Origin of the sequence: Paenibacillus sp. 203 (assembly GCF_037027525.1) — a bacterium.
Taxonomy (GTDB): Bacteria; Bacillota; Bacilli; order Paenibacillales; family Paenibacillaceae; genus Paenibacillus; species Paenibacillus polymyxa_B.
Window position 1 is genome coordinate 241,739 of record NZ_JAXCHD010000008.1, and the last position, 21,522, is coordinate 263,260.

Genomic DNA, 21,522 nt, shown 5'->3' on the forward strand with positions numbered 1-21,522 from the left:
AGGAACTGCTTCTGAATACACAAATACGTATAAATCCTCATGAATGTCCGACCTCTATAGCTTACAATATGAAATAAGGATTACTGTAAAATATAATTTCTATCTCCTATTTTCTTAGATGGGATGTGATCACCATGACAAAAATCCAAGTCACACCGGAGCAGCTGGACAACGTGGCCTCCCAATTTGCCAATGCCCACGGCACACTGTATAACCAGTTAAACGGCCTGGATAGCACAATGAACCGCCTTCACAGCCAGTGGGATGGTATGGAGAGGAATCGTTTTTATAATGACTATCGTACGGCTAAATATACACTTTCTTCTGTATTAAATAAGGTTCAATCCATTGAAATTGAGCTGAAAAGCATCGCTTCGAAGTTTAGAAATGTGGATGGTGAAAGCACACGTGGCTTCTGGACAGCCCTAGCAGCGGCAATGAACGCTAGCGCAGCGCTGGCAGGCAGTGCAGAGGCTGGAGATCATGGTGGAGAAATTGCCAAGCAGCCAAAAAACATAGACGAATGGGATCAGGCAGACGCGGATAAATACCATCAATATGAGGAACTACTGAAAAACGCCGAGGCCGTCGGAGACAAGCAGGTTATGCAGAAAATTCACGACCAGATGAATGTCCTGCAGCTGCAATATGAAGACTCGGTTACCCGTACAGATTACAATACAGGAGAGACCTCTAAGATCACATCAGATTCCCTTGTCGCCGTCACCGAACTGACAGGTAAAGACGGAAGCAAGACGGATATATCTATAGATAAAAAAGGGAATGTTGTGAGTTACGAGCAAAATACGGATAAATACGATTACTGGGTCCAAAAGCATACCCAATCCGCCGGAGAGCACGCTCTAGGTAAAACGGCCCAGACCGTCACCGGATATGGAATAGGTCTTATTTTGTCGCGCGGGGCTGGTGTTAGTGGAGCAGGTTCGGGCATCGGTTCTGGCGCAGCCTCCGGCTGGGGGGAACACGTCGTCGGCATTGGTGGCGGCATGCTCAGTGACAAAGTACTCTTCTCTGTACCCGATGAGGGCGAAACCCGTACCATGATCTACCGAACGAATAAAGAAACGGGACATATTGAAAATATGGTCGTTGTCACCAAAGGTGAGAATGAAATGGAGTATCGCTATTGGGAGGATTATAACTAGGTCGTGAGCTGTGAACGATGATAACGTGAATAGGAGTATCTATAAAATCTACAGTCTTTTTTTCTGGAACAGGTGAGCGGCAGTTGGAAACTGTCAACTCGCTAGCTGGAGAAGTCTGTAGATTTTTTTGTTTACCAATTTTTTCGGAGTTGGTGAGAGGCACAGTGCTTCTGCTAAATCGGAAGGCTGTGCCTTTCTATCAACTCTACCATTTCACAGACTTGCAATTGGGGTACTAAATGATGGATGATGGAGGAGAGAGTTTTATGTAGAAAATAGGGCTAAAGATAGAGAGGATACCAATATTAAATAGATCGGATTTACCGTATTTTTGTATATTATTGTAGAAAAAGATCGTAATTCAGGTTATAGTAAAGGAAGAAATTAACTAGGATGCCTTTACCCAAATACGTAATTGTGGAGGGAAACATGAGTACATTTAAAAATTGGTTGAATACAACTAAAAAAGGACTTGGAGACCAAGTTAAGAAGTTCAAGAATAAAGATTTTATGGAAGCTGTTGTTGCAGGCTGTGCATTAGTAGCATTTGCTGACGGTACGATTAGTCCGGAAGAGAAAACAAAAATGGCCGGATACATAAATATCAGTGAAGAATTGAAAGTATTTGATATGGGTGAGGTCATCAACCGTTTCAATCACTATGTAGCGAACTTTGAATTTTCACCTCAAATCGGCAAACAGGAAGCACTGAAGGCGATTGGTAAATTGAAAGGCAAGCCTGAAGTAGGCCGACTCGTTGTTGGCGTATGTAGTGCCATTGGTGCAGCTGACGGTGACTTTGATGCCAATGAACAGCGAATTGTTGCTGAAATTTGTGGCGCGCTTGGTTTGAATCCGTCTGAATTTAGTCTGTAAATTTTACGGAAGGGAGGTGTGTTAATCAGTGGCTGTAATTAATCTGGTCAAGGGCCAGAAAATTGATTTGACCAAAGGCAACACAGGACTAACCAAGGTTATAGCTGGATTGGGATGGGACCCAGTGCAGTCCAAAGGATTTTTTGGCATCAAGAAGCAACCGAACATTGATTGTGATGCTTCTGCCATTTTGCTGGACGCAAACGGGAAACTGACTCAGTCAGATAACGTAGTGTGTTTCCATAATAAAAAAAGCCCATGCGGCTCAGTCGTTCATTCCGGTGATAATCTGACCGGACAAGGCGACGGTGATGATGAACAAATTGCGATTGACCTGGCACGTATTCCTGCCAATGTCGACAAAGTGCTTGTTGTTGTGAATATATATGATTGCGTAAACCGGAAACAGGATTTCGGCATGATCGAGAAGGCGTATATCCGCATTCTGGATGGTGCTAATTCCAAGGAGCTGGTGACGTTTAATTTATCTGATAATTATGAAGGGCTGACCGCACTGGTATGTGGAGAACTCTATCGTCATAACAACGAATGGAAGTTTGCTGCAATCGGTGAAGGAACCCATGCCGTACATATTGATGTGCTGGCTCAGCGTTATATGTAATTTTAGTTACTCATACAAAACTTAATGTGAAAAGGGGTTCTTACTCATGGCAATTAACTTATCCAAAGGTCAAAAAATTGATTTGACGAAAACAAATCCAGGTTTGTCCAAAATTATGGTTGGTCTCGGTTGGGACACAAACAAATACGATGGCGGTAAAGATTTTGACCTGGACGTATCCGTATTTTTGGCTAATGCGGAAGGTAAAGTAGAATCCGATAAGAACTTTGTCTTTTTTAATAATCCACAAAATGAGAACGGTTCTGTCGTTCATACAGGGGATAACCGCACAGGTGATGGCGATGGAGATGACGAGCAAATTAAAATTGATCTGGGCAGCGTGCCAGCTAACGTAGAAAAGATCGCTTTTACGATTACAATCTATGAAGCACAAGAACGCAGCCAAAACTTTGGACAAGTGTCCCGTGCTTACGCTCGTATCGTAAACGAAGCAAACAATGAAGAATTGGTCCGCTTTGATCTGGGAGAAGATTTCTCGATCGAAACAGGCGTTGTTGTAGGCGAACTGTATCGTCATAGCGGTGAGTGGAAGTTCAATGCCATTGGTAGCGGCTACCAAGATGGTCTTGCAGGATTGACGCGTGATTACGGTTTGGCATAAAAAAATCTATACAACGAAAGCAGGTATGCGGAATGACCATTAGCCTTTCCAAAGGACAACGTATTGATCTGACCAAAACGAATCCTGGCTTGACCCGTGTTGTTGTAGGTCTTGGATGGGATACGAATAAATATAGTGGTGGCGCGGACTTTGACCTGGATGCTTCGGCTTTCCTACTTTATGAAGACGGTAAAGCCAAAGCTGCGGATGATTTTGTATTTTACAACAACCCGACAGGCGGAGCAGGATCGGTTACTCATACGGGCGATAACCGCACAGGGGAGGGCGATGGGGATGACGAGCAAATCATCGTTGATTTCTCGAAGATTCCTGCGAACATCCACCGTATCGGGATCACGGTTACCATTTATGATTACGAGGCACGCGCGCAAAACTTTGGGCAAGTATCCAATGCTTTTGTACGTGTGGTAGATGCGGCAACGGATCGTGAAGTGCTGCGCTACGATTTGGGAGAAGATTTCTCCACCGAAACGGCCGTCGTATTCTGTGAATTTTACCGTCAGAATGCGGACTGGAAATTCCAGGCTATCGGTAGTGGCTTTGCTGGTGGATTGGGTGCGCTTGCTAAAAACTATGGCTTGGACGCTCAATAATATCCACTTGGGGTGGTGTCCATAGGGCGCTACCCTTTCTTTTTAAGCTATTACATTAGCGTACGCTGGCACATGACAAACCGACAGAAAGGTGACACAATCATGGCTGTTATCGTAGTAAAGGGACAGAAGGCGGATTTGACGAAAACAAATCCGGACCTGACCCATGTCAACGTAGGGATTGGCTGGGAGTCCCCAGCGTCTCTGGAGCTGGATACTTCGGCATTTTTGCTGGGGCCTGGAGGAAAAGTATCGGGCGATGAGGACTTAATTTTTTATAACAATCCGACCACGCCCTTTATCACCTATTCAGACGGACAACAGTCCGGTGACAAAAAGCAATTTGCCCTTGATCTGACGCGAATTCCTGCAAATATTGAGAAGATTGCGTTTACGCTGACGATTTATGATGCGGATCAGAAACGGCAAAATTTTGGACAGGTTCAAGGTGGGTTCATTCGTTTTGCTCATCCGGTTAGCGGAGAGGTTTTGCGGTTTAATTTGGACAGTGGATTTACCGTGGAAACGGCGATTGTCATTGGTGAATTGTATCGTCATAACGGGGAATGGAAATTCAACGCGATTGGCGCAGGCTTTTCCGGTGGATTGGATGCGTTGTGCGTTAATTTTGGGATTGAAGTGGAAAATAATCCGGCTCCTCCCACGCCAGTGCCTACACCTCCGTCTCCAGCGCCTCGGCCAGCACCAACGCCGCCACCAGTACCACCTGCTCCGAAGCCAGAGCCATCTGCAACACCGGTGAATCTGAATCTGCGGAAAATTGAGCTGAAGAAGAAGGGCGATACCATCAACCTGAAAAAAGGCTCAGGCGGATTGGGTGAAATCCTGATCAATCTAAACTGGAACCAGGTGCAGCAAAGCAAGGGCTTTTTCAATCGCGGCTCCAAGGGTGTCGATCTGGATTTGGGCTGCTTGTATGAGATGAAGAACGGAGATAAAGGCGTTGTGCAGGCGCTCGGGGAAGTTTTCGGTTCTCTAAATCGCTTCCCGTACATTGCTCTGGATGGCGACGACCGTACAGGCTCTGTGAAAACAGGGGAAAATCTTCGCATTAATGGTGCTAAAATTTCTGAAATTAAGCGAATTTTGGTGTTTACCTTCATCTATGAAGGAGTCACGAACTGGTCACAAGCGGACGGGGTAGTCACGCTGTACCAGAAGGATGGGCCGGACATTATCGTTCACATGAATGAACATGACAATCGCAAAGGGATGTGTGCAATTGCCATGATTCAAAATGTAAACGATGAAACGTTCAGCATTGAAAGACTCGTGCAGTTCTATGGCGGTCATCGTGAGTTGGATCGGGCATATAACTGGGGCATGCGCTGGTCGCAGGGTAGCAAATAAATTGAATTATCGGAGGCACTCTTTTCATGTTGAATGATTTGTTTAAAAATATCAGCGAAAACTACGGCCATTTCTTTTCATGGAGTGATGTTGTAGCTACGCTTACTGATCCAGTGAGTTGGGGGATTATAGGAACTCTCATTTTGCTGGAAGGACTTTTATCGGCGGATAACGCCTTGGTTCTCGCAGTTATGGTTAAACACTTACCTAAGGAACAACAGAAGAGAGCCCTATTTTACGGGATTTTGGGTGCGTATATATTCAGGTTTCTGGCTATCGGCTTGGGTACATTCCTGATTAAGTTCACCCTGATTAAGGTACTGGGTGCGGCTTATCTGCTCTATATCGCTTATAAGGGCTTATTCAAGTCCGAAGGTGATGGAGAAGTGAAGAACAAACCTACTTCTTTTTGGAAAACCGTATTAATGGTCGAACTGATGGATATTGCCTTCAGTATTGACAGCGTCATTGCCGCTTTCGGTGTGAGCGAGAAAGTATGGGTTCTGTTCCTGGGTGGTATTCTCGGCGTTCTGATGATGCGTGGTGTTGCTCAAGTGTTCCTCAAGCTCATTGATAAATTTCCGGAACTGGAACAGACAGCCTTTATTATGATCGCCATTATCGGGGGTAAAATGCTGGCTGCTGCTTTTGGCTTTCATATGTCGCAGGTTTTATTCTTCGGCATTTTGATTGCTGTCTTTGTAGGCACAATGGTTATCAGCTCGGCGAAAAGAAAGAAAAAGGCCGACAAAGAGGCTTAATGTACAAAGTATAGCGAAATCCCTCCTGAAACTAAGGGGGGATTTCTTTTATACCCGAAGCACAGGGCTTCAGTCAGGCAAGAAAGAGCAAGAGGAGGGGAAGGGCCCTGAAATATTTTAATGATTTAACCTCTGAGGAAGTAGAAGCGATCTTTTATACTCCACCGTTGGAGTTTCATAACCGTTCTCCCAAAAGTATATTGGCTTATGCGATAGGAGCGGCTTTGTACATGCCAGCCACCCGCTCGGAAGTAGCAGAAGAGATCAAAAATGGAAAACATGAAGGGCTAACTACGGTCATTCTGGATCTGGAGGATGCTATAGGGGATCAGCAGGTCGGTCAGGCAGAACAATCGCTGGCACAGCAGCTGCTTCAACTATTGTTCTATGTACGGACGGGGATGATGAGTGAACAGCAATTACCTTTGTTATTTGTGCGTGTGCGCTCTGTGGAGCAGTTGGAACGGCTACTGAACGGTTTGGGTGAATCTTTGCCGCTGCTCACGGGCTTTGTTTTACCCAAGTTCTCTTCGGATAATGGACGGGCGTATTTTGCACTCATTGCCGAATATAACCGGAGTATGCATATAGGGGCAGGAAACGAAAGCAACATGCCTGTGCTGTACGGATTACCGATTCTTGAAAGCTCCAAAATCATTTATCGGGAAACCCGCTGGAAAGAGCTGCTGTCGATTAAGGAAATTTTAGACGAGTACCAGGAATATGTGCTCAATGTACGAATTGGGGCAACCGATTTCTCCAGTCTATATGGCTTGAGACGCAGCCCGGATATTACGATTTATGAAATTGCCGTCATTCGGGATTGCATCGCAGATATTATTAACTTGTTTGGACGCGTGGGCTCAAATTATGTCATTTCCGGTCCTGTATGGGAATATTTCTCTCACCGAGAACGTGTCTTTAAACCTCAATTAAGAGTGTCTCCTTTCGAAGATGCACTTGGAAAGCCGGGACGACACTTGCGGATGGACTTCATCTCAGATGCCGTAGACGGATTGATTCGAGAAGTTATGATGGACAAAGAGAATGGGATTATTGGCAAAACGATTATTCATCCTTCCCATATTAAACCGGTACAGGCCATGTATGCGGTGACACATGAAGAGTATATGGATGCACTTGAAATTGTTGAGCGTAATGACGGTAGTCTGGGTGTATTCAAAAGTACCTATGCCAACAAAATGAATGAAATTAAGCCGCATTTGAATTGGGCTCATCGTATTATAAATAGATCAAAAGTATACGGGGTGTTACATGAACAACAACATTTTGTCAGTCTCTTACCCAACCACGAAAACACATCTGCTGCCAATTCTGGAGCAGTTCAGCGTTAAAATTACGGAGACACATAATCCATTCCGCCTTCCTGTGGACAAGCTGTTTGCGATGGCGGCACGGGTCAACAAAAAACGTTCGTTTTTATTTGTCAGCAAGGTGCTGGGCAAGCATATTCCGGTAAACCCATACACCTCTCTGCTCAGTGGTGCGGCGCTGGCGATTCTACTATATAAGGAGCTTGTCCCACAAGCGGGACACCAAATGGATGAACTGATTGGAGAGGCTGTGAGAGGACTTCTTGACCCGGACTATGCGAAAGAGGCCTACCGAAAGTTGATGGATGAGCGTTTAGCTTTTGCTTTTACAGAGCCGATCAAGTTTGTTGGTTTTGCCGAGACGGCTACAGCACTGGGACACAGCATGTATCGGTTGTTTGACGATGGAGCCTCGTATATTCATACGACGCGCGAGGATATTCCGGGCCTTCGGCCTATTATTCGGTTTGAAGAAGAGCATTCGCACGCTGTTGATCATCGTTGCTATGCACTGGATGAAGATGCTTTTGCGGGAGATGGCCCGATTGTGCTGGTAGATGATGAAATTACGACGGGAAAAACAACGCTTAATATCATACGGGATATTCAGGAGCATTTTCCGCGTAAACAGTATGTGATTGCTTCGTTATTGGATTGGCGGACAGACAGCGACGAACAGGCTTTCACTGATCTGGAGGCAGAGCTAGGCATTACCATTACGCCTTTAAGCTTGCTCAAAGGAAAGATTGAGGTACAGGGTGTACCGATCCTAGATCACGCAGCATATGCCGGACAGGCTGGGCACTCAGAACATGCAGCCACTAGCATGGCAGAGGTTAATAAAGACGCTTCTGGAATAATTGACCACCGTTTTGAAAGGGATACTCCCAGTTTTGAGCGGGTAGTACACAGTTCCATGTCAACAGACGGGTATGCCAATACAGCTCCTTATCTAAAATATACAGGCCGTTTTGGTCTACAATCCGCTGACAATTCAGCATTGGATGCAGAAATCACGCGTACAGCTGAACGACTGAACCAACTTCGTTCTGGGCAACGCACGCTGGTTATGGGCACGGGAGAATTCATGTACATCCCAATGCGGATTGCAGCAGAGCTAGGCCCGGATGTGTATTTTCAATCGACGACACGCAGCCCGGTGTATCCCCACCGAGAAGAAGGGTATGGCGTCGCTTGTGGTGTGACATATCCTTCGCCTGAGGACAGTACGGTACGCAATTTTATTTATAATGTAGACCCCGGTCAGTATGACGAAATATTCGTTTTGATGGAAAGGGAGTCGGACCCAGAGCGGATGAACCCCATGCTGGAGGCTTTGACCCGTCTGGGCTGCGATAAAGTGCATGTTGTTTATTTTAATGGGTTAACTAGTCAGGAGAGTAAAGGAGCGCGGATATGAAGCAAGCACTTATGGAGCAAATACAGCAGAAGAACATTCATCCGCCCGAACCGCTGGGCAGTTATCCTGCCTCGGATGTCACTTTTTTATTGAAGGATTTGAGCCGGGTTACGTTGGAAAAAGGGACGGAGGATCGTGAAGAGGCGATTCAGTCGGGAGTCCATTATTCAGAAATGCTGCCAGTGGAATATGAGCCGACAGCAGAGTATATTGCATTGTTTCACGAAACGCTTGCCCAATCTGCCAAAAAGGTTGCATTAGCGGCAGCTTCTGTGGCTGAGATGATTGTGAGAAAAAGAGGCCTGAACACGGCGATTGTTTCTCTGGCTAGAGCAGGGACGCCCATTGGTATCCTGATCAAGCGTTATATTGACTGGAAGTATAGCGTATCCTTGCCGCATTACAGCATTTCTATTATTCGTGGCAAAGGCATTGACCGGAATGCGATTTTATACATTTTACAGCAGCATGGGCTGGGGATTGAACTTCAGTTTGTCGATGGCTGGACGGGAAAAGGGGCGATTCGCCAGGTATTGATTGAGGCCTGTCGTGAGATGAACACGGATTACGGGTTGCATCTAAATGATGATCTGGCGGTGTTGGCCGATCCGGGCAGATGTTCGGAGACCTTCGGTACACGAGAAGATTATTTGATCCCAAGTGCTTGTCTGAATTCGACTGTATCCGGTTTGATGAGTCGGACGGTATTACGCGACGATCTCATAGGCCCTGACGATTTCCATGGAGCCAAATTTTATGAATCCTGGCGGTCAGTGGATCAGTCTAATACGTTTGTGGATACGATATCCGGGTACTTTCAAGACGTGGCTGAAACGGCAGTTGCATATGCAGAACAAATGACATTGAATCCGCCTGCGGTGACATGGCAGGGCTTATGGGATATAGAGGCGATTCAGCAGGCATTTGGTATTCGGGATATCAATCTGGTCAAGCCCGGAGTGGGGGAGACGACTCGTGTACTGCTGCGCAGGGTGCCGTGGAAAATTCTGATTGACCGCGAAGATAATCCGAATCTCCAGCACATTATGCTGCTGGCCAAGGACCGTGGAGTGCCTGTAGAGGTATTTGAAGGATTGACTTATTCCTGCTGCGGAATTATCAAGCCGCTCAAGGGGGGACAAGAATGATCTACGCAAGTGATTTGGATCAGACACTGATTTACTCCAAACGTTCGCTTGGCGTACCACTGGAGTCCCCTGGTCTGTTGCCTGCGGAACAGATAGACGGGGCAACGTCGGCTTTTATTTCTGAACAAGCCCTGCAATGGCTAAAGACACTGCCTGAAGATGTGATGTTTATGCCCGTGACGACTCGGACGATAGAACAGTATAGACGAATCACCGTGTTTCAGACGGAGTTGGTTCCCGCATATGCCGTGACAAGTAATGGTGGAAACATCATCGTCGGAGGCGAGGTGGATCGAGAGTGGAATCGGCGTATTCATGAACAAGTACGCCGTGATGGTGCTCATGCGGAAGAAGCACGTCAGGTGTTCGGACAGGTGCTGCATGAAGACTGGGTGGTAAACGAACGCTTTTGCGACGAGTTATTCTATGCTTTCATGATTGAACGGGATCGTATGCCGCTGGAACAGGTGCTGGAGAAGGCGCGAATCATGCGTGAAATGGGCTGGGAGGTATCCATTCAAGGTCGTAAGGTGTATTTGGTACCTGCGGCCGTGAATAAACAAGCAGCCGTGGAGCACATCCGCAATCTCACGAATGGAGGGGCCGTGGTTGCGTCCGGTGACTCTTTGCTAGACCGTTGTTTGCTGGACTATGCCGATTATGCGATTGCTCCGCGTCATGGTGAATTGTATCGGGAACAGCTGCGGGATAAGCTGGAGGTCAATTACCGTTTTACAGAAGTGTCGGGGGTTTATGCAGCGGACGAAATCATGGCGTATGTTCATGCAATACACCGGAGTGTGTTCGCAGCTCAAACTTCATTTTCAGAATAGATAGGGGACGTGGCTCTGTGAAGAAGGTTAAGGTGTATTTTAACCGCTGGTTTTCAGTGGCGTATCATTATATGAATGCTATTCGTAACAATGAGGACGGTATTCCGTTCGAGATCTATGCGACGCACTCTGATCCGCAGCACATGGCGCTACAGGCCAGTGATATAGCTGAAGTAGAGCCTCGCATCAGTGGTGTGGAGTACGCACGGTTTTGCGCTGATTTTTGCAGGCGGCACGGAATTGATGTCTTTATCCCCCGGTGGAATATGCTCGATATTAGCAAGCATCTTTATTTGTTCGATGATATTGGGACAAAAGTGATGGTATGCCGGGATACCGAACTGCTGGAGCAACTGATGGAAAAGGATCTGTTTTATGAATCCATTCGTCAAAAGGACATTGTCACGATTCCCGACTATGCCATTGCCAGCAATGCCGAGCAGTTTAAACAGGCTTATGAGTCGTTAATAGCACATGGGCATAAGGTATGCTTCAAGCCATGTAATGCAGAAGGCGGGATGGGCTTTCGTATCATCGACAATGAACGTAATCCGCTGGAGGAACTGTTCGGCCATGCGCTGAATCATATTTCGTTCGAGGAGGCACACCGCGTATTGTCATCCACAGAATCATTTCCCAATCTGATGGTGATGGAGCTGCTGGAGGGATACGAATACAGTATTGACTGCCTAGCTGACCGGAACGGAAAGCTGCTAGCGGCAGTTCCGCGTAGGAAAGCAGGAGGACGATTACGGCTGCTGGAGCAGCATTCCGAGCTGTTGAAGGTGGCACAGAAGGTCGCTGAGGCGTATCACATTCCGTACAATTATAACATTCAGGTAAAATATAACGGCGAGCATGCCAAGTTGCTAGAGATCAATCCGCGGATGTCCGGAGGACTTCATGTATCATGTTTGTCCGGTATTAATTTTCCTTATCTAGCGGTGAAATCGGCTTTGGGTCATGAGATCGGTTCACTTCATCCGCAATACGACATTTTAGCCAGTCATATCGAGCAGCCAATCACCATACGTAAATCCGTACATTGACACACACAAATATTGTTTTCTACAATATGGTAAGGGTTTACGTCAGGAGGTACAAGCTATGACGTCAAAAATGTGGGGTGCCACGATTGCTGTGGTTAGCTACCTGATTGCGCTTTTACTAAGTTTTTGGTTGCCATTGTTTGTGTGTTTGGCGATTCCAATCATTGGTTTGGGAGGATACAGCGCCATCATAGCTGTTCGCCATCCTCGCCCCAATCTGACCGGTTCCGTGATTCCGGTGGTGCAGGAGCAGGTCGGTGAGACACAGCAGCATGAAAAGGAAGCTGCCGTTCGACCGGAGTCTATGACAGGACAAGTACCTCAACCAGATCAAGTGAGTAGTGAATTTGCTCAGGTGATGGAGTATTTAGAGGTACTGGAGGATATGGTGATCTCCGAGGGACAGAAGGATGCGCTTGATAACGAGATTGTCGAGAAGGCGCTGGCTCTATTTGCACGTTTGCAGCGGGTCATTCCGCTTTTGCATGAACTGAACAACAGCGAAGTGAATCATACGGTTCGGAGATTGATTTTGAAGGATTTGAACGGACTGATTAACCCGTTTCTTCGGCTCAGTGGCGATGCGAAGCGGACCAACCGGAGGACGTTATTAAACGGATTACGGGATGTAGACAGCAAAATATCGGTAATTGTGTCCACGGTGGAGCACAAGGATCTGCTGGAATTACAGAGCAAAGCGGAGCTTATTCACCAGCGATATAGCAGTTCCGAATTGTAGGCGATTTTTTGAGAAAATAAAAAAAGTAGCAGAATAGCTGCTCTGAATAACAACGATTAGACTTGGGTAACAGTTGTTTTCAGAATAGGAGGTAGCGTATGGTGACCCCATGGGCTGAATTGAAAAAAGAGGATGAACAAAAGGTGACTGAGGAGGCTTCACAGCTGATTCAGAAGGTATCACAAAGCGATGTCATGAGCCTGGATACCTTAATGGATGATATCGGTAAGCTGGGGGTTAAAACGCAGGAACGTGCGGGGCAGACCCTTAAAATGCTGGATCGTCCGGTAAACGACCTCATGTCCGGTGATCGGGCTGAGGTATCCAATATGATCTTAAAGCTACGTGATGAATGCGAAACGCTCCAGCAGAGCAAAAATATGAGTTTTTTTGGCAAGCTGCTGCGTAAAAGCCCGTTAAAAAACTACATTTACAAGTATCAGTCGGTGAAGACGAACATCGAGAGAATCATTACTGCCTTGAGAGATGGTAAGGATAATCTGGAAGAAAACATCGTCAGCATGAGACAGTTGAAGAAGGCTTCCATTGAAGAAATCTACAATTTACAGACGAAGATTGCCTTTGGTAATCGCTTGAAAGAACTGTTTGAGACCGAGATTGCCAAGCCGGAAAACGAAAACCGTAAGCCTCATCTGGAGCGGGGATTACGCAAGGTGGTTACTCGTACGCAGTCAATGACTGAAATGATTTTATTATACAATCAGGCGATTGCAGCAACGGATATTATTAATGATAATAATGATAAACTGATTGATTCTGTAAATAATGCGATTGATAAAACATCGAATCTGATCACTGTATCGGCTATGATCGCGATGGCGCTGGCAGATCAGGATAAAATCATTTCAGCCGTCGATGCGACCAATCGTACCATTGAAGATCAATTCAAGGAAAATGCGAAGCTTCTCAAAACGACGACCGAGAGAACGACAGATCTGCTTAGCAAGCCTTCTATGTCACTGGAGGCTGTGAATCAGGCGATTGGTGATTTGGTATCTGCTTTGGATCTGTCTGAAAAATCAAACCGTCGGATTATTGAAAGCTGCCACGATTATACAAGTAAAATGACAGCAATCAATGCCAACCTTAGCCAACGTCTGGGGATCGAAGGGAAAGAACCATCCAAACCGCTGAAGGATAGCAATTCCTCTGAGGGTCTAAGCTCGTTTTTGAACTGATGACAATGTAGAATAATAGACCCAATCTATGAAAAAGACGCCAGGATGACTCCGAAAGGCGTCTTTTTTTGGTTTGGCAGCAGCTAATAAAGGACATGATGAACATACATAGCATTCTCGTGCATAAACTCTTAAAAAGCGAATGACAAAAGGAGAGAGCGAGCGTATGATGTCCTTTATTTTAGGGTGTGTGATTGTCTATTTACTCGTGGCTGTCAGTAGCGAAAAAGCAGATTCAATTGTGGAGTTAAATGATTCTGTGAAATAAAATTTTTTATTGAAAATCATGCATTTTCTGATAGGATAGAGTTAAATATTGGAATCCCAAAGGAGAATGCATGCTGGAATTTTCATTTGAAATCATCGACGAATCGAAAATCAACATTGTATATCAGTATGGAAGCAGTAGCTTCAATTTTAATTTATTTTTCAACTACGGTGTGTGGACGCTGCATCCTTTTGACGGGATTCTACTGCAGAACAAGGAAATGTGCCGTCTGATCGTTACGGATCTGTTTAAGAACAAAGATTTTCATGTCATGCTGGCGCGCGAAAATATTTTATTATCAACCCTGCGTACCTCTATTGATCTCAATCCCGAAACTCGGGGAGATCGATATCAGGAACAGGAATTTGATGAGCTGTCTGATTTTGCTGAGACACACAGCTTTGAAGAGGTACTGCAAATAGAGCAGGATTCCGTCCGCGAGCGTATAGATTTCTTCCAAAACATCATTCAAAAAATGTATATGGAAGGATTCGGCCCGGAAGACAATGATTTTAACAAGGTACAAGCTATTCTTCGCATTTATAAGGCTGCACATGACCAACTCGGAGAATTGAGCGACTTTCCCCTGAGAGGCGACGAACGACGCAGATGGTAGACTTATTGAAACAAAAAAAGAGAGAGTCCCCGAATTAACTCCGCGGAACTCTCTCTTTTCTTTACACACCTCTAAAACGTATAGAAGCTCTTCGTCGGTTGCCAGCGGAGCGGGCAGAATTGTTCTGAAGAAGCGAAGCGATCGGAAGAACAATCTGCACGCGCAGCGCCCATCAATCGAAAGAAAGCTTCTCATATCACCCTAACTTATCCCCATTAATATCATCGAGCAAAGGATAAGCCCCGTCCCGCACCCCGAAGTATATACCTTGAGGTGGCGGAACATGGATGTTTTCCAGGCTGACAGAGATTCATCGGAACGCAAACGTTCATTTTCCTCCCGTAATGCCTTGGATTGACGAATGAACAACTGTCTGATGTCGGCAAATCCCCGCAGGAAGAGGGTTAGAAAACCGCTTTGCAGAACGTGGAAGATTGCACCGATCACCAAGCCCAGCAACCCCAACAGGAATAGCAGATTTGCAGTAGCCATGTTTTCACGACCATACAAGAGATGGGGGATGGCGTACAGAAATCCTAAAGTACCGACAATCAGGGCAGTGAGCCCGAAACGTAAAATCATTATTTTTCGACCCGTTTCGCAAAGCGCAGGTCTGGGTTCGAACGAGCATCAAATACGATACCTTGAATCTTAGGACTGATTAATGCGGTGTCCGCAGAGAACTGGATCGGAATAATCGGCAGATCTTCCATCAATACGTCTTCTGCCTGGTGGAGCTGTTCAAAGCGTTTTGCCGGATCAAGCTCAAAGGTTGAGGATTCAATCAGTTTGTCATACTCCGGGTTGCTCCAGTTGGTAAAGTTGTTCGAATTTTTGGAAGTATAATGCCCCAATACGCCGAGTGGATCCAGGAAGTTTCCTTCCCAGCCCATACGAGCGATCTGGAAGTTCTTCTGTTTAAAGGTATCAATGTACGTTTTCCATTCCTGATTCTCCAGCGTCACTGCGACGCCCAGGTTCGTTTTCAGCATTTCCTGAATCGCTTCAGCTACTTTTTTATGCTTGTCCGAAGTGTTGTATTTAAAGGTGATCGGTGGCAGCTGGGTCAAACCTTCTTCTTTCAGACCTTCGGCCAGCAATTGTTTCGCTTTCGCAGCGTCAAACTCATAGTATTTTTTCGGTGCTTCATCACGGAAGTCCTTGCCGGATGGCGTTGTTGTTCCGTATGGAACATAACCGTAAGCCGGAGTTTCGCCACCTTTGGTTACGCTGGTAGCCAGTGCTTCGCGGTCAATCGCATAGGCAATAGCCTGTCTGATTTTTTTATTGTCAAACGGCTTTTGTTTTACGTTAAAAGAATAGGTATACACACTGAAAGATGGATGCGACAGGAATTCCTTGTTGCTCTTTTCCTGATCCAGGGTATCTACGGGAAGGCTCAAAATCAGATCCAGATCGCCCGTTTTGTACATTTGATAATAAGTTGTGGAGTCTTGAACCATTTTAAAATTAATCGTTGCCATTGTAATGGCATCTTTGTTCCAGAATTGATCGTTTTTCGCCAGCGTAATCTGCTCGTTATGTTTCCATTCCTTGGCTACATACGCACCGTTGCCGACCATTGTGCCTGCTTCTGCTGCCCATTTGTCATTTTTCTCAACAACCGATTGGTTTACTGGCAGATAGGCATGACCCACTGCGATCGTTGGGAAGAAGCTCAGCGGTGATTTCAGCTCAACTACCAGAGTTTTATCATCTTTGGCTGTAACACCCACGTCTTCAATTTTACCTTTGCCTGTGTTGTAAGCTTCGGCACCTTTGATGTAGTAGAGGGCAGAAGGATCGTAGGCAGCTGTTTTCGGATTTAGTACCCGTTTCCAGGAGTATTCAAAATCCTTAGCTGTCAGTGGGTCACCATTCGACCATTTTGCGCCGTCACGGATCGTAAAGGTGTAGGTTTTACCGTCAGGAGATACGTTTACTTTGCTGGCAGCGCCTTCTACGATTTTACCGGCCTTATCGTATGTATACAGCCCTTCGTACAAGTTATCAATCACAAAGTAGGACGTTGTATCTGATGCGAAAGCAGGGTCTAGCGTATAAGGCTCGCCACCTGCCAGGTTGGCAGTAATTTCTTGCGGGATATCTGCTTGAGGCGCAGCGGACGGGTCGTTGCTTGCTGTTTTGTCCGTGGTGCCAGAGCATCCAGCCAAAGCCGTTACGGCCAAAAGTAAGATGATCGTCATCCAATGCATTTTTTTCATCGTGGTTTTCCTCCATTACTGTGATTAATTATGCCAAAAATAAGGTACACCGTACCGGGGTTATTCATCCTCCTTTCCCGCAGGTATGCCGCGTGTGCGCACTTCGATAAAGGAATTGCCGTTTTTCCTGCTGTTAGGTAAGAAGCTGCGGATCATGGTGACACCCCTCCTTGTCCAATTTCGATCTCTACATTGTTAATGTTGTGAGCGCGGGTCAAGTGCATCCTGAAGCCCGTCTCCAAGTGTATTGAACGCCAGCATGGTGAGCGATATCATCAGCCCGGGGAAAAATAGGCGCCACCATTGACCGCTTAAAATAACGCCAAGTGAATCGTTAGCCATCGTCCCCCAGCTGGCCGAAGGAGACTGAATCCCCAGACCGAGAAAGCTCAGGAATGATTCGGCAAAAATAGCCGACGGAATAGTGAACGTCAAATTTACGATAATGATTGCCGCTGCGTTTGGTAGCAAATGCCTGAAGATAATACGTGAATGAGATGTCCCCAAGCTACGGGCTGCTAACACATATTCTTGCTGCTTCAGCTGTAAGATTTGCCCACGCACTACACGGGCCATACCGACCCAGCCAGTAATGGATAATGCAATAATCATTGTGAGCAGTCCCGGCTTCATAATGACGAGCAGCAGAATGATGACCAGCAGATAAGGAATGCTATACAAAATTTCAATAATACGCATGAGAATGCTGTCGATCCGGTCGCCCGTTTTGCCGTGCCCAGCACAATAGCCAGCAACACAGCCGACGAGAATGCCAAGCACCAAATCAATGGCGGCAGCGGCAAAGCCGATCATGAGTGAAATTCTAGCTCCGGCCCATGTCCGTGCCCATACGTCCCTCCCCAGATCATCCGTGCCAAACCAATGCTCTTTCGAAGGAGAGAGATTCGTTTTCAAAAGGGATTGATCACTGGGTGCATAGGGAACCATGGAAGGTCCCACAATCGCCAGCACAATAATCATGATTAGTAGGGAAAGCCCCAACAGAGCAAGCTTGTTGTTAAAAAGTCTGCGTAGCCGATCTCGCCAGGGTGATTCTTTGGGTCTGGTCAACGTGGGGGTGGGGATCTGGCTACGATCTACAAGACTGAACAGGCTGTCCTTTTCGACAGTAGATGCTGCTTTCATGTTAATCTCCTTTGCTGACTAATTTGATTCGTGGATCGACAAGGCGATAGGATATATCAATTAGAAATAAAGTGACGACCAGAATGGCACTGTAGAAAATGGTCGTCCCCATAATCACTGGATAATCCCGGTTAAAGATACTATCTACGAAGTATTTACCGATGCCGGGAATGGCGAATATTTTTTCAACGACAAAGGTACCTGTAATGACGGAAGCAAATAGCGGTCCGATAAAGGAAAGCACCGGAATCAACGCATTGCGTAGTCCGTGACGAAGGACTACTGCCCAAGAGGACAACCCTTTTGCTTTGGCAGTTCGTATGTACTCCTCATGCATGACCTCCAGCATACTCGTCCGCATAAAGCGGGCGATAACGGCAAGCGGTGAAACAGCGAGAGCCAGCGACGGGAGCACCGTATGCTGCCAGGTTCCCCATGAGGCGACCGGAAGCAGATGCCATTGGACGGCGACATATTTGATTAACAGCGGTGCCAATATGAAGCTGGGTACGGAAATACCAACAATCGCGATAAACATCGAGATATAATCCAGTGGTCGATTATGGTGTAGAGCAGCTAGCGTTCCGAGCGAAATACCGGCAATAATTGCGACCACGATGGATTGAATACCCAGCAATGCAGAAGGTGGAAAACCTCGGGCAATGAGCATATTGACGTCCGTCGTTTTCGATTGAATAGACGGGCCCATATCCAGCACTAGCAGATTTTTGAGATACAGCACATACTGTACAGCGAGCGGCTTGTCCAGGTTGTATCTGGCACGCATGTTTTGCAATACCGCTTCCGGAATGGTTTTGGAATCGTTCGAGAACGGATCACCCGGAATGATGTGCATGATGATAAACGTTAAAGTGACGATAATCCACAACGTAATGAACATCGTAAAGAGACGTTTTAAAATGTACATGGGGCTTTATTTCTCCTGTCTATCAAGCTGATTTACATACTATTGCTGTTGAAATTTTAAAATAAATAAAAGTATATAAGAATACTAGGAAATGATAAAACGGTTTAGGTGACATGTCAAGGTAAGGTTTTACATTATAGAACGCAGGTCAAATTTTCGTCACAGGTTTTCCATTTATATAAGGCTAAGATTCCGCTTATTCCTCTCGACGAGTATCCTGCAGTATGTTATGATGATACTCTGATAACGTGTTAACGAACTAAAGCGTTTGCCACCTGTTCTTGGATACGGGGGTCACCATTGTTGGAGGGGAATAAGATGAGAAAAGCAGCCATGTTTACGATGTTGATTGGATTGATGATGATCGTGTTGGCCGGATGTTCCAGCGGTAAGGATGACAGTAAATTGATTATTGGAATTGATGATAAATTCGCCCCGATGGGCTTTAGAGATGAAAATAACGAGCTGACCGGCTTTGATATTGATTATGCGAAAGCGGCCGGGGAACAAATGGGTAAACAGGTGGAATTTCAGCCGATTGACTGGTCTGCCAAAGAATCCGAGCTGAACAGCGGACGTATTGATCTCATTTGGAATGGATACACCATTACGGATGAGCGTAAGGAAAAAGTGCTGTTCACAAAGCCATATCTGAAAAACAGTCAGGTGATTGTCATTCCGGCTACTTCCAGTCTTTCCAAGCTGGCTGATCTGACGGGCAAAACGGTCGGACTCCAGACGCTGTCTTCAGCAGCCGATGCATTGGATGCGAATCCGATCAAAAGTAAATTGAAGCAAGTGTCCGAGTTCCCGGATAATGTTCTCGCTTTGACAGACTTGAAAACCGGACGTCTGAATGCGGTTGTCATTGATGAAGTCGTTGCCAAGTATTATATGTCGAAGGAACAAGGGACGTATAAGCTGCTTGATGAATCATTGGCCCCTGAGGAATACGGCATCGGTGTGAAAAAAGGAAATGAAGAGCTGTTGACGCAGCTGCAATCTGCTTTGGATGAGCTGCACAAGAACGGAAAAGCTGCTGAAATTTCGAAAAAGTGGTTTGGTGAAGATAAAGTATTAAATTAATACGTAGTGTATTGAACTAAGGGTTTAGGAGTCGAAGGTCATGAGTATGGAATATATTTTACGAATTATGAAGCCTATGCTTGAAGGGGCACAGATGACGGTTATTTTATTTTTCATCACGCTCATCTTGTCTATTCCATTGGGTTTTATCGTTACGTTGCTGGCCAAAAGCCGGATTAAGCCAATCGCCTGGCTGATGCATACGTACATTTATGTTATACGCGGTACGCCGCTATTGCTGCAATTATTGTTCTTTTGTTTTGGTCTGCCGATGTTGCCTGTCATTGGGGAGTATCTGGTATTGGACCGGACAACGGCTGCGGTACTGGCATTTGTACTGAATTATGCGGCTTATTTTGCAGAAATTTTTAGAGGCGGGATGTTGTCGATTGATAAAGGGCAATACGAGGCTTCGCAAGTGCTGGGCTTGAGCAAGTCGCAGACACTGATTAGAGTCATTGTGCCGCAAATGGTACGGATTGCTTTGCCTGCGGTAACCAATGAAGCGACAACACTGGTAAAAGATACGGCACTACTGTATGCAGTAGCGGTACCGGAACTGCTGCATTTTGCCAATACGGCTGTAAACCGTGATTTCTCGATTGTACCTTATGTTGTAGCGGCGGTTATTTATTTGTTGTTAGCTTTGGTGCTGACGCTATTCTTTAGGGCGCTGGAAAAACGTTTTAAATTCGAGTAAAAGGAATGTCGGGATATGAATACTAATGCAATAGAAGTAACCGATTTGAAAAAATCGTTCGGCAAGCTCGACGTTCTGAAAAGAGTGAGCTTTAACGTTAAAGCCGGCGAGGTTGTAGCCGTCATCGGTCCTTCAGGTTCAGGAAAAAGTACCATGCTCCGTAGTTTGGTACACCTGGAAGATGTGACAGGCGGGACGATCCGCATTCATGATAAAGCACTGGTGGAAAACGGTCAGTACGCTCCGGCAGGTGACATTAAGGGCATTACCACCGGTATGGGCATGGTGTTCCAGCATTTTAATCTGTTCCCTCACTTGACGGTGCAGGATAATCTGGAGCTGGCTCCGAAGCTGGTGAAGAAGGTGAGCAAGGCTGAGCTACGTCGCCAAAGCGCTGAGTTGCTGGCTAAAGTCGGATTGGCAGATAAAGCAGATGCGTATCCATCCCGACTGTCGGGAGGACAGAAGCAGCGCGTGGCGATTGCCCGGGCAATGATGATGAACCCTGATATTTTACTGTTTGATGAGCCGACATCGGCCCTTGATCCCGAGCTGACGGGTGAGGTGCTGCGAGTTATCAAAAAGCTGGCTGAGGAACATATGACGATGGTCATCGTGACCCACGAGATGAACTTTGCGAGAGATGTGGCGGATCGTGTCATTTTTATGGATAATGGCGAAATTGCAGAATCCGGTACACCAGAGCAGATTTTTGGCAATCCTCAGCTGGAACGGACCAAGGTGTTTTTGAATCGGGTGGAGGCTTAAAAAAATAGTTGCTTGTTAGAGTGTGTGTCTG

The 21,522-nt window shown here is 46.1% G+C and carries 22 protein-coding genes; 18 read left to right on the forward strand and 4 right to left on the reverse strand.

The genetic code is table 11. From position 1 onward, the window contains the following. The first annotated feature begins 134 nt into the window (after nt 1-134). The 15 genes from WA407_RS19595 (at nt 135) to WA407_RS19665 (ending at nt 14,638) form a co-directional block, all read left to right on the forward strand. Nucleotides 135-1,166 (forward strand): WXG100 family type VII secretion target, encoded by a 1,032-nt coding sequence (locus WA407_RS19595; protein WP_336078186.1) that lies wholly within the window; start codon nt 135-137, stop codon nt 1,164-1,166. A gap of 429 nt (nt 1,167-1,595) precedes the next feature. Further along, complete coding sequence (locus WA407_RS19600) at nt 1,596-2,042, forward strand: tellurite resistance TerB family protein (protein ID WP_336078187.1); 447 nt, start codon at nt 1,596-1,598, stop codon at nt 2,040-2,042. Between the two features lie 28 nt (nt 2,043-2,070). Further along, complete coding sequence (locus WA407_RS19605) at nt 2,071-2,664, forward strand: TerD family protein (protein WP_103049752.1); 594 nt, start codon at nt 2,071-2,073, stop codon at nt 2,662-2,664. A gap of 46 nt (nt 2,665-2,710) precedes the next feature. Continuing rightward, nucleotides 2,711-3,286: a TerD family protein gene (locus WA407_RS19610; RefSeq protein WP_025720839.1), complete on the forward strand. Its 576-nt coding sequence runs from the start codon at nt 2,711-2,713 to the stop codon at nt 3,284-3,286. A 32-nt stretch (nt 3,287-3,318) separates the two neighbouring features. Beyond that, entirely contained in the window at nt 3,319-3,900 is a 582-nt protein-coding gene (locus WA407_RS19615) for a TerD family protein (RefSeq protein ID WP_023987194.1), read from the forward strand. A gap of 102 nt (nt 3,901-4,002) precedes the next feature. Then, nucleotides 4,003-5,271 (forward strand): TerD family protein, encoded by a 1,269-nt coding sequence (locus WA407_RS19620; RefSeq protein WP_336078188.1) that lies wholly within the window; start codon nt 4,003-4,005, stop codon nt 5,269-5,271. 26 nt (nt 5,272-5,297) lie between these two features. Further along, complete coding sequence (locus tag WA407_RS19625) at nt 5,298-6,032, forward strand: TerC family protein (RefSeq protein ID WP_023987196.1); 735 nt, start codon at nt 5,298-5,300, stop codon at nt 6,030-6,032. A gap of 167 nt (nt 6,033-6,199) precedes the next feature. Continuing rightward, on the forward strand, nt 6,200-7,387 hold the full coding sequence (locus WA407_RS19630; protein WP_336078189.1) for an HpcH/HpaI aldolase/citrate lyase family protein: 1,188 nt from the start codon (nt 6,200-6,202) through the stop codon (nt 7,385-7,387). A gap of 52 nt (nt 7,388-7,439) precedes the next feature. Further along, nucleotides 7,440-8,786 carry a phosphoribosyltransferase family protein gene (locus WA407_RS19635; protein ID WP_336078200.1) on the forward strand — a complete coding sequence of 449 codons (1,347 nt, stop codon included), beginning with the start codon at nt 7,440-7,442 and terminating at the stop codon, nt 8,784-8,786. Continuing rightward, entirely contained in the window at nt 8,783-9,934 is a 1,152-nt protein-coding gene (locus WA407_RS19640; RefSeq protein WP_336078190.1) for a cysteine protease StiP family protein, read from the forward strand. The genes WA407_RS19635 and WA407_RS19640 overlap by 4 nt, the downstream gene beginning before the upstream one ends. Continuing rightward, nucleotides 9,931-10,767: an HAD family hydrolase gene (locus tag WA407_RS19645; RefSeq protein ID WP_235307418.1), complete on the forward strand. Its 837-nt coding sequence runs from the start codon at nt 9,931-9,933 to the stop codon at nt 10,765-10,767. Before WA407_RS19640 ends, WA407_RS19645 begins: the two co-directional genes overlap by 4 nt. A 17-nt stretch (nt 10,768-10,784) precedes the next feature. Beyond that, entirely contained in the window at nt 10,785-11,816 is a 1,032-nt protein-coding gene (locus WA407_RS19650; protein ID WP_336078191.1) for an ATP-grasp domain-containing protein, read from the forward strand. Between the two features lie 58 nt (nt 11,817-11,874). Further along, nucleotides 11,875-12,555: a hypothetical protein gene (locus WA407_RS19655; RefSeq protein ID WP_336078192.1), complete on the forward strand. Its 681-nt coding sequence runs from the start codon at nt 11,875-11,877 to the stop codon at nt 12,553-12,555. Nucleotides 12,556-12,653: 98 nt separating this feature from the next. Beyond that, the gene (locus tag WA407_RS19660; protein ID WP_235307421.1) at nt 12,654-13,754 is read left to right on the forward strand and encodes a toxic anion resistance protein; all 1,101 of its coding nucleotides are present in this window, start codon (nt 12,654-12,656) and stop codon (nt 13,752-13,754) included. A gap of 338 nt (nt 13,755-14,092) precedes the next feature. Continuing rightward, nucleotides 14,093-14,638, forward strand: a complete 546-nt coding sequence (locus WA407_RS19665; RefSeq protein WP_061831749.1) for a hypothetical protein — start codon at nt 14,093-14,095, stop codon at nt 14,636-14,638. A 201-nt stretch (nt 14,639-14,839) separates the two neighbouring features. Here the strand turns inward: WA407_RS19665 and WA407_RS19670 are convergent, their stop codons facing one another. The 4 genes from WA407_RS19670 to WA407_RS19685 form a co-directional block, all read right to left on the reverse strand. Beyond that, nucleotides 14,840-15,220 (reverse strand): DUF3899 domain-containing protein, encoded by a 381-nt coding sequence (locus WA407_RS19670; RefSeq protein WP_165179394.1) that lies wholly within the window; start codon nt 15,218-15,220, stop codon nt 14,840-14,842. Next, a complete protein-coding gene (locus WA407_RS19675; protein ID WP_103049743.1) occupies nt 15,220-16,863 on the reverse strand; it encodes a peptide ABC transporter substrate-binding protein in 1,644 nt (547 codons plus the stop codon). The genes WA407_RS19670 and WA407_RS19675 overlap by 1 nt, the downstream gene beginning before the upstream one ends. A gap of 195 nt (nt 16,864-17,058) precedes the next feature. Then, on the reverse strand, nt 17,059-18,009 hold the full coding sequence (locus WA407_RS19680; RefSeq protein ID WP_322174247.1) for an ABC transporter permease: 951 nt from the start codon (nt 18,007-18,009) through the stop codon (nt 17,059-17,061). 1 nt (nt 18,010) lies between these two features. Next, nucleotides 18,011-18,937: an ABC transporter permease gene (locus WA407_RS19685; RefSeq protein ID WP_061831744.1), complete on the reverse strand. Its 927-nt coding sequence runs from the start codon at nt 18,935-18,937 to the stop codon at nt 18,011-18,013. A gap of 318 nt (nt 18,938-19,255) precedes the next feature. Here WA407_RS19685 and WA407_RS19690 point away from each other — a divergent pair, with 318 nt between their 5' ends. Genes WA407_RS19690 through WA407_RS19700 form a run of 3 tightly spaced genes read left to right on the forward strand, consistent with a single transcriptional unit; the run spans nt 19,256 to nt 21,491 of the window. Beyond that, nucleotides 19,256-20,023, forward strand: a complete 768-nt coding sequence (locus tag WA407_RS19690) for an amino acid ABC transporter substrate-binding protein (protein WP_336078193.1) — start codon at nt 19,256-19,258, stop codon at nt 20,021-20,023. A 40-nt stretch (nt 20,024-20,063) separates the two neighbouring features. Next, entirely contained in the window at nt 20,064-20,723 is a 660-nt protein-coding gene (locus tag WA407_RS19695; RefSeq protein WP_023987212.1) for an amino acid ABC transporter permease, read from the forward strand. A 15-nt stretch (nt 20,724-20,738) separates the two neighbouring features. After that, nucleotides 20,739-21,491: an amino acid ABC transporter ATP-binding protein gene (locus WA407_RS19700; protein ID WP_025683111.1), complete on the forward strand. Its 753-nt coding sequence runs from the start codon at nt 20,739-20,741 to the stop codon at nt 21,489-21,491. Nucleotides 21,492-21,522: the final 31 nt, after the last annotated feature.

Bases quoted from the DNA above. Each gene is read 5' to 3' on its own strand.
- WA407_RS19595 (WP_336078186.1), top strand. From the start codon at position 135: ATGACAAAAATCCAAGTCACACCGGAGCAGCTGGACAACGTGGCCTCC.
- WA407_RS19600 (WP_336078187.1), top strand. From the start codon at position 1,596: ATGAGTACATTTAAAAATTGGTTGAATACAACTAAAAAAGGACTTGGA.
- WA407_RS19610 (WP_025720839.1), top strand. From the start codon at position 2,711: ATGGCAATTAACTTATCCAAAGGTCAAAAAATTGATTTGACGAAAACA.
- WA407_RS19615 (WP_023987194.1), top strand. From the start codon at position 3,319: ATGACCATTAGCCTTTCCAAAGGACAACGTATTGATCTGACCAAAACG.
- WA407_RS19620 (WP_336078188.1), top strand. From the start codon at position 4,003: ATGGCTGTTATCGTAGTAAAGGGACAGAAGGCGGATTTGACGAAAACA.
- WA407_RS19625 (WP_023987196.1), top strand. From the start codon at position 5,298: ATGTTGAATGATTTGTTTAAAAATATCAGCGAAAACTACGGCCATTTC.
- WA407_RS19635 (WP_336078200.1), top strand. From the start codon at position 7,440: ATGGCGGCACGGGTCAACAAAAAACGTTCGTTTTTATTTGTCAGCAAG.
- WA407_RS19640 (WP_336078190.1), top strand. From the start codon at position 8,783: ATGAAGCAAGCACTTATGGAGCAAATACAGCAGAAGAACATTCATCCG.
- WA407_RS19645 (WP_235307418.1), top strand. From the start codon at position 9,931: ATGATCTACGCAAGTGATTTGGATCAGACACTGATTTACTCCAAACGT.
- WA407_RS19655 (WP_336078192.1), top strand. From the start codon at position 11,875: ATGACGTCAAAAATGTGGGGTGCCACGATTGCTGTGGTTAGCTACCTG.
- WA407_RS19660 (WP_235307421.1), top strand. From the start codon at position 12,654: ATGGTGACCCCATGGGCTGAATTGAAAAAAGAGGATGAACAAAAGGTG.
- WA407_RS19665 (WP_061831749.1), top strand. From the start codon at position 14,093: ATGCTGGAATTTTCATTTGAAATCATCGACGAATCGAAAATCAACATT.
- WA407_RS19670 (WP_165179394.1), bottom strand. From the start codon at position 15,220: ATGATTTTACGTTTCGGGCTCACTGCCCTGATTGTCGGTACTTTAGGA.
- WA407_RS19675 (WP_103049743.1), bottom strand. From the start codon at position 16,863: ATGAAAAAAATGCATTGGATGACGATCATCTTACTTTTGGCCGTAACG.
- WA407_RS19680 (WP_322174247.1), bottom strand. From the start codon at position 18,009: ATGAAAGCAGCATCTACTGTCGAAAAGGACAGCCTGTTCAGTCTTGTA.
- WA407_RS19685 (WP_061831744.1), bottom strand. From the start codon at position 18,937: ATGTACATTTTAAAACGTCTCTTTACGATGTTCATTACGTTGTGGATT.
- WA407_RS19690 (WP_336078193.1), top strand. From the start codon at position 19,256: ATGAGAAAAGCAGCCATGTTTACGATGTTGATTGGATTGATGATGATC.
- WA407_RS19695 (WP_023987212.1), top strand. From the start codon at position 20,064: ATGAGTATGGAATATATTTTACGAATTATGAAGCCTATGCTTGAAGGG.
- WA407_RS19700 (WP_025683111.1), top strand. From the start codon at position 20,739: ATGAATACTAATGCAATAGAAGTAACCGATTTGAAAAAATCGTTCGGC.